This window comes from Litoreibacter sp. (genome assembly GCF_039974535.1).
GTDB lineage: Bacteria > Pseudomonadota > Alphaproteobacteria > Rhodobacterales > Rhodobacteraceae > Litoreibacter.
This window is the reverse complement of record NZ_JBDWIU010000007.1, coordinates 221048-232596: the sequence shown is the minus strand read 5'-3', so window position 1 is coordinate 232596 and position 11549 is coordinate 221048. Positions and strand designations below refer to the sequence as shown.

Annotated in this window: 12 protein-coding genes; 5 read left to right on the top strand and 7 right to left on the bottom strand. The window is 55.8% G+C overall.

Going from position 1 to position 11549, the window contains the following annotated elements; all coding sequences use genetic code 11:
* The first annotated feature begins 84 nt into the window (after nt 1-84).
* From ccrA to ABJN86_RS05255, 5 genes are all read left to right on the top strand, one after another.
* The gene (gene ccrA, locus ABJN86_RS05275) at nt 85-1377 is read left to right on the top strand and encodes a crotonyl-CoA carboxylase/reductase (RefSeq protein ID WP_348365224.1); all 1293 of its coding nucleotides are present in this window, start codon (nt 85-87) and stop codon (nt 1375-1377) included.
* A 211-nt stretch (nt 1378-1588) separates the two neighbouring features.
* On the top strand, nt 1589-1801 hold the full coding sequence (locus tag ABJN86_RS05270) for a hypothetical protein (RefSeq protein WP_348365221.1): 213 nt from the start codon (nt 1589-1591) through the stop codon (nt 1799-1801).
* Nucleotides 1767-2459 (top strand): LuxR family transcriptional regulator, encoded by a 693-nt coding sequence (locus ABJN86_RS05265; RefSeq protein ID WP_348365219.1) that lies wholly within the window; start codon nt 1767-1769, stop codon nt 2457-2459. The genes ABJN86_RS05270 and ABJN86_RS05265 overlap by 35 nt, the downstream gene beginning before the upstream one ends.
* A 95-nt stretch (nt 2460-2554) precedes the next feature.
* Entirely contained in the window at nt 2555-3187 is a 633-nt protein-coding gene (locus tag ABJN86_RS05260; protein ID WP_348365216.1) for an acyl-homoserine-lactone synthase, read from the top strand.
* Between the two features lie 42 nt (nt 3188-3229).
* Nucleotides 3230-4768, top strand: coding sequence for an AAA family ATPase (locus ABJN86_RS05255; RefSeq protein ID WP_348365214.1), 1539 nt, complete (start codon nt 3230-3232; stop codon nt 4766-4768).
* Nucleotides 4769-4774: 6 nt separating this feature from the next.
* On the opposite strand, the gene ABJN86_RS05250 is transcribed toward ABJN86_RS05255, so the two are convergent.
* The 7 genes from ABJN86_RS05250 to ABJN86_RS05220 form a co-directional block, all read right to left on the bottom strand.
* Nucleotides 4775-5530 carry a TIGR02186 family protein gene (locus ABJN86_RS05250; RefSeq protein ID WP_348365211.1) on the bottom strand — a complete coding sequence of 252 codons (756 nt, stop codon included), beginning with the start codon at nt 5528-5530 and terminating at the stop codon, nt 4775-4777.
* Entirely contained in the window at nt 5527-6444 is a 918-nt protein-coding gene (locus ABJN86_RS05245; protein ID WP_348365208.1) for a sulfite exporter TauE/SafE family protein, read from the bottom strand. Before ABJN86_RS05245 ends, ABJN86_RS05250 begins: the two co-directional genes overlap by 4 nt.
* Before the next feature lie 113 nt (nt 6445-6557).
* A complete protein-coding gene (locus ABJN86_RS05240; protein ID WP_348365205.1) occupies nt 6558-7523 on the bottom strand; it encodes an ABC transporter permease in 966 nt (321 codons plus the stop codon).
* 3 nt (nt 7524-7526) lie between these two features.
* Nucleotides 7527-8621 carry an ABC transporter permease gene (locus tag ABJN86_RS05235; RefSeq protein ID WP_348365203.1) on the bottom strand — a complete coding sequence of 365 codons (1095 nt, stop codon included), beginning with the start codon at nt 8619-8621 and terminating at the stop codon, nt 7527-7529.
* Nucleotide 8622: 1 nt separating this feature from the next.
* Nucleotides 8623-10155 (bottom strand): ABC transporter ATP-binding protein, encoded by a 1533-nt coding sequence (locus ABJN86_RS05230; protein ID WP_348365200.1) that lies wholly within the window; start codon nt 10153-10155, stop codon nt 8623-8625.
* Nucleotides 10152-10505, bottom strand: coding sequence for a nuclear transport factor 2 family protein (locus ABJN86_RS05225; RefSeq protein WP_348365197.1), 354 nt, complete (start codon nt 10503-10505; stop codon nt 10152-10154). Before ABJN86_RS05225 ends, ABJN86_RS05230 begins: the two co-directional genes overlap by 4 nt.
* A 14-nt stretch (nt 10506-10519) precedes the next feature.
* Entirely contained in the window at nt 10520-11515 is a 996-nt protein-coding gene (locus ABJN86_RS05220) for a BMP family ABC transporter substrate-binding protein (RefSeq protein WP_348365194.1), read from the bottom strand.
* Nucleotides 11516-11549 lie beyond the last annotated feature (34 nt).

Here is an 11549-nt window from a genome sequence, read left to right as displayed (position 1 = left end):
TTTTGCATTTGTATCTCTGCCATATAGGCGGTGCAGCATTTGATTCTGCACCGCGGCACCGAAATGAGTTTGGGAGCGCCGGTTATGGCCTTAGATACGCAGGATGACATGATGGATTACAGCGCCGAGAAGAAAGACCTCTATGAGGTTGGTGAAATTCCCCCGATGGGACATGTGCCATCAAAAATGTATTCATGGGCCATCCGCCGCGAGCGTCATGGGGAGCCAGAGGACAGCTTTCTGAATGAGGTTGTGGAAACCCCTGCGATAGACAGCCATGAAGTGCTGGTTTTGGTTATGGCCGCTGGTGTGAACTACAACGGCGTGTGGGCGGGGCTTGGCGTTCCGATCAGCCCGTTTGACGTCCACAAAGCCGATTATCACATCGCGGGATCCGATGCGGCGGGCATTGTTTGGGCTGTTGGTGACAAGGTGACGCGCTGGAAAGTTGGCGATGAAGTTGTTGTTCACTGCAACCAAGACGATGGCGACGACGAGGAATGTAATGGGGGCGACCCTATGTTCTCGCCCAGTCAGCGGATTTGGGGATATGAGACGCCCGACGGCTCCTTCGCGCAATTCACCCGCGTTCAAGCGCAACAATTGATGCCGCGTCCCGCGCATCTAAGCTGGGAAGAAAGCGCCTGCTACACGCTGACCTTGGCGACGGCCTACCGCATGTTATTCGGTCATCACCCACATGAGTTGAAACCCGGGCAGAACGTATTGATCTGGGGCGCGTCGGGGGGCTTGGGCTCTTTTGCCGTGCAATTGGCGAATACGGCGGGGGCCAATGCAATTGGTGTGATCTCGGACGAGGACAAGCGCGACTTCGTTATGGGCCTTGGCGCCAAAGGCGTGTTGAACCGCAAAGACTTCAACTGCTGGGGCCAGATGCCAACGGTAAATACACCTGAATACAAGGAATGGTTTGGTGAAGTTCGCAAGTTTGGCAAAGCCATCTGGGACATCACGGGCAAGGGTAACAACGTGGACATGGTGTTTGAGCACCCCGGTGAATCCACCATGCCGGTGTCGGTGTTCGTTGTTAAGAAAGGTGGCATGGTTGTCATCTGCGCGGGGACCACGGGCTACAATCTAACCATGGATGCCCGCTACTTGTGGATGCACCAGAAACGCGTTCAAGGGTCGCATTTCGCGCATCTCAAGCAGGCCTCCGCTGCGAACCAATTGATGTGCGAGCGCCGTCTTGATCCGTGCATGTCGGAGGTGTTCCCATGGAACGAAATTCCGCAAGCACACACCAAAATGCTGCGTAATGAACACAAGCCCGGCAACATGGCGGTTTTGGTGTCTGCTCCGCGGACTGGGTTGACGACATTTGAGGATACGTTGGAGGCGAGCCGCGAAGCTTGACCAATTCGAAACGAGCCTCACAAGCGCCCGCGAATCGGATTGTTTCGCGGGCGCTTTCTTGTGACGAAAGCGCGGCATAAGCAAATTCAACAACTTAAAGTTTCTTAGACCCGCCATTTTAGGGGAGGAATAATTGGTGAATTTTATCGGCGATTTTCCGCTGTTAGGATGTTGTTAACGGATGCTTAACCCTTTCAAGAGGATACTGCTGATGAAGAATGATTGGATTATCGACGTATTGATGGACCTTAAAAAGTTCTCCGCCAAGAACGACCTACGCTATCTGGCGGAACATCTTGACGACACGATCATGGTTGCATCAACCGAGCTCGCGTCGCCCAGTGGATCAAGGCGTCGGCTGATGGGTGCCTATGAACCGACTGGTAGACATGCAAGAAGCGCTTTCACTGGCGACAACGCTTGAGGAAGTCCAAACCTTTGTCGAGGATTTGCGATCCGCGTATGATCTCGAACATCTAGTCTATCACTCCGTAAATAGTACCGGTGCGCAATATGCGGCCCTCACTTATGATCAAGAGTGGGTTGAGCGGTATATTGATAAAGACTACGCACGTATCGATCCAGTTGTTCAGGGCTGCTATCGTTTGTTTCAGCCGATTGACTGGAAAGCGCTGGATTGGTCCAATAAGTCCTCTCGTTCTTTTTTAGGAGAAGCCGTTGATGCCGGCTTAGGGAACCAAGGGTTCAGCGTTCCCATCCGTGGCCCCAGCGGTCAGTTTGCATTGTTTTCAATCAATCATCGCTGCAACGACGACACTTGGGCGTCGTTTACCAACGAGCGTGTCGCGGAGCTCTTGTTGATTTCACACTACCTCAATGAGAAAGCCTTACAGATTGAAGGCAAGGCTGATCGCGGTCCTACACGATCTTTGTCCCCGCGTGAAAAAGATACATTAACGTTGCTGGCCACGGGTGCTAATCGCGCGAATATAGCTGAAAAATTGAAGATATCTGAAAGCACGCTTCGTGTTTATATCGAAAGCGCTCGTTTCAAGTTGGGGGCTGGGAATACCACTCACGCTGTGGCGTTAGCCTTGTCCTTTGGCTTGATTATTGTGTAAAACTGTTGCGAATTTTAACGTTCTGAGGACCGCTCTCTGATCTGGCGTTAACACTATCATGCGAACTCATTCTCCTTAACTGGATGGAGTTCCGCATGATCAGATATGTTACGGCTAACCAACTTCTTGCCTACCCGAAGCTGCAAGCGAGCATGTTGAAAGATCGCGCGCATCAATTTCACGACAGGCTAAAATGGGACGTCACCATCGATGCAAATGGGTTTGAGCGCGACCAATATGATGCGCTGAACCCGCTTTATGTGATTTGGGAGACACCGTCAGGCAGCCACGGTGGCTCTATGCGGTTTTTGCCGACGACAGGGGCCACGATGGTGAATGATTTCTTTTCTCACCTGTGTCGCGATCCAATAAGCCAGTTGGATATTTGGGAGACCACTCGCTTTTGCGTATCCCCAACAGTTCACGACAGTGGCCGAGTGGCCGCGCGACTTATGTTGGCCGGAGCCCAGCTGGGTGTAGGGCATGGTTGGTCGAAGGCCGTTGGCGTTTTCGATGCCCGCATGATCCGCATTTACAGCAAGCTTGGATGGCGCCCCAAAGTTCTAGGTACACAAGGCACAGGGCGCGAGGCGATCAGCGCGGGGCTATGGGATTTTAACTCCGAAATGCTGGAACTTTTGTTGCAAAAAGCGGGTGTCTCACCGGAGGTTAGTGCGCATTGGTATACGCGTGCATTTGGCACTAAGAGGCGTTCAATTGCGGCCTGATCTCTCTGGCAAAGCGGCTGGTCGCGGGGTAGGGTCCGCCTCATGTCAAAGATCCCCACATCCGTCACATTTTCCGAAGACCAAGCCGAGGCTTATGACGCAATAACGGAAGTTATGGCCCAAGCTGGCGTGGATATGTTGGAGGGGCATACGACCCCCTTAAACGAAGCGGAAAGCCAAGTGATGGCCATCGTGGGCAAGGCAGGTTCAGGTAAAACCTTGCTGCTGGCCAAGATGGTACAAGCCGTTGAGGACGCGGGCGTTGACCTGATTTCAGGTGACTACGACGGGAAGCCTCGCAAAGATCGCCGCACCATTGCGGTGCTGGCCCCCACGAACAAAGCCGCCAGTGTGCTTCGCAATAGGGGCGTGCCTGCAACGACGATCCACCGCATCCTCTACACGCCGATGTACGACCCCGAATATGAGAAGGTCGCAGATTGGCTTGCAGGGCAGGGAGAACGGCCAGAGATCGAGGGGATTACCGATATCGCGTTGGACCGCGCGTTGGCCTTCTATCAGACGAATAAATCAATACCGGGGGCATTGGCCGCCGCGGGGCTGAAAGGCTCGGATTTTATTCAAGGCTGGAAGCGCCGCGAGGACCCGCTTGATATTGGGTTCGTTGATGAATCCTCGATGCTTGACGAAAAGCAGTACGAAGACCTACGTGAAATTTTTCCGACCTTGATCCTTTTTGGAGACCCTGCCCAATTGGCCCCGGTTGGGCAATCCGGCGCGATGGTGTTCGACAAGTTGAAGGACGGGCGGAAACTGGAATTGTCGCGTGTTCACCGTCAAACCCAAGACAACCCAATTCTGGATTTGGCCCACGCGCTGGCTGACCCGAACGTCGACTTCAACGCGTTTGAGGGGCTGGTTCGCGATGCTGCGAAGAAAGATGACCGAGTGCTTTATGCCGAGCGAGTGGAGGCCGACCTGATGGCGCGCTCGCCCGTGTTGGTGTGGCGTAACGCGACGCGCATTCGCTTGATTCAAGCTTTTCGGGGGGCTTATGGCGCGACTGTTGATACGTTGCTACCGGGGGAGCCGTTGATCTGTGACGGGATTGAATTGCCGTTGAAACATCGCAAAAAGCGGATCGATCTAGAGGCACGTGGCCTGATCAAAGGGGCACAAGTCGTCTACATGGGACCGGGAAATAAGCCCGGGTTTTCTCGATTGCATGTGATCGGGGCGGAAGACCCGCAAGTCTCTGCCGCCTCAATAATCAAGATCGAAGCCCCGGGCGAAGAGGAGCCTTTCATTCCCTTTGCCGCACGTATGGGGGCCGCGTTTTTGCACGGATCGGCCGTGACCATTCACAAAGCGCAGGGATCGCAGTGGGACACGGTGCAGGTTTTCGCTCCCGACCTTTATGCCGCCGCGCGCGCCGGTCGGGCGGAAGCAGGACAGCCATTGTGGAAACGTTTGGCTTATGTTGCAATCACCCGCGCCGAGAACCGTTTGATGTGGATAACGCGCAGCATGTTGGCCCGCCCCACAGGGGAGTTGCGCACAGATGACTTGCCCAGAGGGCCTGCAAAATTGGAACTGAAATCGCCAGACGCCGACGAGTAAGCCGGTTTAGAAGCGGATGTAGCGGAAGACTGCGGAGGCGGTCCATCCCGCGACGATTGCGATGAACAGCGACAGAAGGCCGTAGACCAATGGGCGTTGATGGGCCAAGTCATAAATCCAGCGCTCCAACCCGACTTTGTTCACATTGATAACGGTTTCATAGTCATCGACGATCATACCATCTCGGACCAAGAAAATGCGCGTGTTATACGGGCCTTCAACAAGGTTGGCAGGTAGGTCGATCGTTGTGGAGAACAGCGTCTCATCGAACAGGCTGACGGAATTGTCGAGGTGTTGGTACAGGTTGTTCTGGCTGCGAATACGGATGAGCGCATCAGTAAATTCAGCGGCATCGCTTACAGTGGAAGGGGCGCCGACGGAGCGGATGGCTTGGGGGATAGAGATTTCATGACGCAGGTCTTCGGTCTGACTTAAAACCTCACTCAATGTCGCGCTAGACGCCACGGCATAAAAGCTTGGGGCCTCATCTACTTCAACCGCGCTGGCGTTCACCCAAATGCCAAAGCGCCAGGCTTTCTTGCGAACGCTTACGGGTTGCTTGGGGCCCGCGACGGTGATGATCACCTCCATGGGGCTTGTCGCCGCAGGGCTATCACGCTTTACGGCCCCGTAAATCAGGATGTCAGAGCCGTCGAAATTCGCTGTAATCGCAACCTCGTTGGTTGATAAGTCTGCGACGACCTCTTCGGCGGCAAGCGGCGCGGTCAAGACACAGAGCAAGAGCACAAACACGCGCATCATGAGTGGCCACCGCTACCAAGCGTGAACAGCTCCGAGGGCTCGATTAGCAAGTCCAACGCCAGTTTGGCACATACCGCGATGACCATCAGGGACAGCAGAATACGCAATTGTTCGGCCTTTAACTTTACCCCGATACGCGTCCCGATCTGCGCGCCAATGACGCCGCCGATGAGGAGCAACACTGCCAAGGCCATATCGACCGTGTAGTTGGTTGTCGCGTGAAGCAATGTGGTGAAAGCGGTCACGAAGATGATTTGAAACAACGAGGTTCCGATCACAACCTTCGTGGGCATCCCCAGTATGTAAATCATCGCGGGCACCATGATGAAGCCGCCACCGACCCCCATGATCGCCGCTAGAATACCTACGAAAAAGCCGACAAGAATTGGCGGGATCACAGAGATATACAAGCCAGAGGTGCGGAATTTCATTTTGAGGGGCAGGGCGTGAACCAACCCGTGCTTCTTGCGGACCGGCACAGCAGTTGGGCTTTTGGAGCGGCGAATGGCGCGTAAGCTCTCAAAGAACATCAATCCGCCGATGATGCCAAGGAAGACGACATAGCAAAGCTTTACGAGCAGATCGACCTGGCCCATCTCTCGCAGGATGGCGAAGACCTGTACGCCAACGGCAGCCCCCACGAGGCCGCCGATCAACAAGACAAGGCCCATTCGAAGGTCTACCGTTCGCCGCTTGAAGTGCGCGAGCACCCCCGAGAAGGACGAGGCTACGATCTGGTTGGCTTCTGTTGCGACGGCGACTGCGGGCGGAATGCCAATAAAGAACAGTAGCGGCGTCATTAAGAAGCCACCGCCAACGCCGAACATGCCCGATAATATTCCCACGATCCCGCCCAATCCGAGAAGCAGGAAGGCGTTTACCGAAACTTCGGCGATGGGAAGGTATATTTGCATGGACGTTTCTTAGACTCCAGTAACTGGACTGAGCAAATAAATTTTATAAGTCCAGTTGCGATAAATACGTAACCCTTGACCGAAATTGCGCAGCTTAGAGCAATTGCCCAGTGTCATCGCTCTTTGACATAGGGCTGCCCACCTGCACGCGGCGGCGTGGCTTTGCCGACGAAACCGGCCAAAATTACCACAGTTAGTATATAGGGCAAGGCTTGCATGAATTGCGAGGGCAATGTGGCGAAACCTAAATCTAAGCTCGGGTACCGGTTGGAAATCGCCTCCAAAAGCCCGAATAGGAACGTCGCATAAAGCGCATACCAAGGCCGCCATTTCGCGAAGATTAACGCAGCCAACGCGATGTAGCCGCGTCCTGCCGTCATTTCTTTCACGAAGCTGGCCCCTAGACCCGTCGCCAAATACGCACCAGCCAACCCGCAAAGGACGCCGCAAATTGCGACAGCAGCGTAGCGAAGGGCCACGACGGAAATACCAGCCGTATCGACCGCCGCAGGGTTCTCGCCAACCGCGCGCAACCGCAGCCCGAACCGTGTGCGGTAGAGCACGTACCACGTCAGCGGCACACAAAGCAGCGCGACGTAGACAAGGAAGGTGTGGCCGGACAGGACTTCAGAGTACAGTGGGCCTATGACCGGGACGACCGAAAGGCTTTCGGCGAAGGGAAGATTGATGCTTTGAAAACGCGCACCGCCTTGTAGGGCCGGAGTTTGCCCCCCCAGCTTAAACCAGCTCAACCCGATCAGCACCGTCAGGCCTGAAGCAAGGAAGTTAATCGCCACGCCCGAAATCAATTGGTTCCCGCGGAACGTGATCGAAGCCAAACCGTGGATTGCGGACAACACTAATGATCCGGCGATACCCGCCAGCATGCCCAACCAAACGGACCCCGTGGAATAGGCCGTCGCCGCCGCGAAGAACGCCGCGATCAGCATTTTGCCCTCTAGGCCGATGTCAAAAATGCCCGCGCGTTCAGAGAACAGGCCAGCAAGACAGGCGAACAACAAGGGCGTTGCAAGGCGCAAAGCGCTGTCGAGGATTTGGAGAATGGTGAGATAGTCCATGAATTACGCTTCCGCTCTTTTGGGTCGGATCAGGACCTTGGCCACCATTAAGCGGACCATATTGTCCAAGGCTCCGGTGAACAGGATCACCAACGCTTGGATCACAATTACCAACTCACGCGGGATCGAAGTCCACAGGCCCAACTCGGCCCCGCCTTGGTAAAGTGCGCCAAACAGCAGTGCCGAGAAGAGAATGCCAAGCGGGTGCGAACGCCCCATTAAGGCCACTGCGATGCCGATGAATCCGGCGCCCTCAACCGAGCCGAGGATGAGGCGTTCAGCCTCTCCCATGACGTTGTTGATCGCCATAAGGCCCGCCAGCGCGCCAGAGATCATCATGGTGACGATGGTGATTTTTACGGGGCTGATGCCTGCGTAGACGGCGGCAGGTTGCGACTTGCCGAAGGCCCGCAACTGGTAGCCAAACCGTGTACGCCAAATCAAGAAATAGACCAAGACACAGGCCAAAAGTGCGACGAGCAAGGTGACATTTGCGGGTGTTCCCTTGGCAAAAGGGATGCCCACACTGTTCAGGATTTCGCCTAAGGATGGCAGATGCGTCGCCTCTGGGAACTTTGCCGTGGCGGGGTCCATCGCGCCTTTGGGGCGGAGTTGGTTCACCAACACATAATTCAGCAATGAGGCTGCGATAAAATTGAACATGATCGTGGTGATCACGATGTGGCTGCCGCGTTTGGCTTGCAAATATGCAGGTATCAAGGCCCAGAGTGCGCCGAAGAGGCCAGCGGATAATGTCGCCGCAATCAGCGCGATGCTCCAATGTGGCCAGTCGATGAACAGGCATACAAGCGCGACACCCAACCCGCCAAGGGCCGCTTGTCCTTCGCCGCCGATGTTGAACAGTGACGCGTGAAATGCCACCGCGACCGCTAGTCCGGTGAAGATAAAGTTGGTGGCGTAGTAAAGCGTGTAACCCCAGCCGTAGGTCGATCCAAGCGCGCCGGAGATCATCAACGTCAGCGCTTCCATCGGGTCGTGGCCCGTGGCCAAAACCATCAGCATGGACAACCCGAACGCAAGGATCAGCCCGACGATTGGCACAACGATAAGGTCAGCCCATTTTGGCAATTGCTCCATCTTAGCTGTCCCCCCCAGTCATGCCTGCCATCATCAGGCCCAGTTCTTTCTCGTCAGTGTCGGCTGGTAGACGTTCGCCCATCAGCTGGCCGTCGAAGATCACGGCGATACGGTCGGAGAGGGCCAAGATTTCTTCCAGCTCTACTGACACCAGCAAGATCGCCTTGCCCTTGTCGCGCAGGGCGACGATCTGTTGGTGGATGAATTCAATCGCACCAATGTCCACGCCGCGCGTTGGTTGACCGATCAATAGTAGGTCGGGGTCGCGTTCAATCTCGCGCGCCAGCACGATCTTTTGCTGGTTCCCGCCCGAGAAGCTTTTGGCCTCCAGCTCGGAATCGGCTGGGCGCACGTCGAAACGCTCGATCTTGCCTTGCGCATCCTCGCGGATGGCCGTGTTGTTCATCAGCAGGCCGGATTGATACGCGCCGTCGTCGTCATACCCAAAGGCGGTGTTTTCCCACGCGGTAAAGTCCATGATCAGCCCTTCGCGTTGGCGATCTTCGGGGACATGCGCGATGCCGCGTTTGCGGCGGGACTTCGCGTCGGATAGCGCACCGGTCAGGTCGATTTCCTTGCCGTTGACGCGGATCACGCCAGTGCCATTTTCTATGCCGCCCAAGACCTCCAACAGTTCGGATTGGCCGTTGCCCGCCACCCCTGCGATGCCCAAGATCTCTCCCGCGCGTACATCCAAGGAGATGCCTTTGACCCGTTCGACGCCTGCCGCGTCCACAACGCGAAGGTTCTCGATCTCCAGCACTTTGTCGCCAAGCTTGGCAGGCTCTTTATCTACTCGTAGCAAGACCTTACGGCCCACCATCAGCTCTGCCAGATGTTCGGGCGAGGTCTGGGACGTCTTTACCGTCGCCGTCATCTCGCCGCGGCGCATCACCGATACCGTGTCGGTGGCTTCCATGATCTCGCGCAGCTTGTGTGTGATCAGGATGATGGTTTTGCCTTCCTCCTTCAGGCGGTGAAGGATGCGGAACAATTGGTCCGCCTCAGCGGGTGTCAGCACGCCTGTCGGCTCGTCCAAGATCAAGATGTCGGCCTGACGGTACAGCGCTTTGAGGATCTCGACGCGCTGCTGCATGCCCACGCCGATCTCTTCGATCAAGGCGTCTGGGTCTACGTTTAACTCATACTCGCTGGCCAATGCGGTCAGCTCTTTGCGGGCCTTGCGCAAGGAAGGAGCCAACATCGCGCCATCTTCCGCACCGAGGATGACGTTTTCCAAAACGGTGAAATTCTCAACCAGCTTGAAGTGTTGGAACACCATGCCGATGCCCGCCGCGATGGCCGCTTGGCTGTCGGGGATCGCGGTTTTCTTGCCCGCGATAAACACGTCGCCTTTGTCGGCTTTGTAAAAACCATAAAGGATCGACATCAACGTCGATTTACCGGCACCATTCTCGCCGATGATCCCATGGATCGTACCGGGCATGACGCTGATTGAGATGTCTTTATTTGCTTGAACGGGGCCGAAGGACTTTGAGATGCCTTTAAGCTCAATTGCCGGAGCAGTGCTCACTCGGGTTCTCCCATGCCGGCAAACCCAATGAGACGTGTGATCTTACCATCCACGATGTCCACGAAATATTGGCCATGCTGCATGGGGACACCGTCCTTGCAAAAGGCAACAGTGGCGCGGGCGTGGGTGTTGTGCTGCGAGACATGAACGACCTTGGCCGAGCCGTCAGGCATCATGTCTCCGTAAATCTTCACATAGGCCAGATAGGCGTCACGCGTGGTGATCGGCTCCGGCGCATTTGGGTCTGCGTAGTAAAATGAGGTGGCGAGAGCCGCGTCGGCCTTTTTCGCGCGGCTCTCGTCCGATGGGTCACCCCAAGCAGAGAAGAAGGTGTGAATGCAATCCGTCATGCTTGGGGCCTAACTTAGAATGTCAAGGCTGGGCAGGACTCGTCGGACATGTAGTCATGCACGGCGACGTCACCAGAAATGATCTGGGCCGCAACTGCGTCCACTTCTGTTTTCAAAGCGTCAGACACGAGGGATGCGTTGTTGTCATCCAGCGAGTAGCCGACGCCCTCATTGGCCAAGCCCATGACATTGAAGCCAGTTTCCAAGCCGGGGCCGTCTGTCATCGCATTGTAAACGGCGTTGTCCACGCGCTTCATCATGGATGTCAGAACCTTGCCTGGGTGCAGGTGGTTTTGGTTGCTGTCGACGCCGATGGACAAGATGCCCTCGTCAGCCGCAGTTTGCAAAACGCCCAAGCCTGTGCCACCCGCCGCCGCATATACAACGTCAGCGCCTTGGCTGATTTGCGCGCGTGTCAGCTCGCCGCCTTTAACCGGATCGTTCCAAGCCGCGCCGGTTGTGCCGGTCATGTTGGAAATCACGGTTGCATCAGGGTTCGCAGCTTTGGCGCCTTGCGCGTAGCCACATGCGAATTTGCGGATCAGTGGGATGTCCATGCCGCCGATGAAGCCAACAGTGTTGGACTTGGAAGCTTTCGCCGCCATGTAGCCCACAAGGTAGGAGCCTTCATGCTCGTTGAACACCACCGAGCGCACGTTTGGTGCGTCCACAACCATGTCGATGATCACGAAAGATGTGTCAGGGTAGTCGCCTGCAACTTCGCCAAGCGCGTTGCCGAATGCAAAGCCAGCCATGACGATCGGGTTGAACCCACGGTCTGCAAAGCGACGCAGAGCTTGCTCGCGCTGCGCGTCGGATTGCAACTCAACTTCCGCGAATTTGGAGCCAGATTCTTCCGCCCAGCGGGTCGCGCCGTTGAAGGCCGCTTCGTTGAAGGATTTGTCGAACTTGCCGCCCAAATCGAAAATGATTGCCGGATCAGCGGCAGCAACGCCAGCGCTAAGCGCCAATGTTGCGGCGGCGCCGAGGAATTTGGTCATGACTGTCATGGTGGTCTCCCAGATGTTTTTTTGGTTAATACGA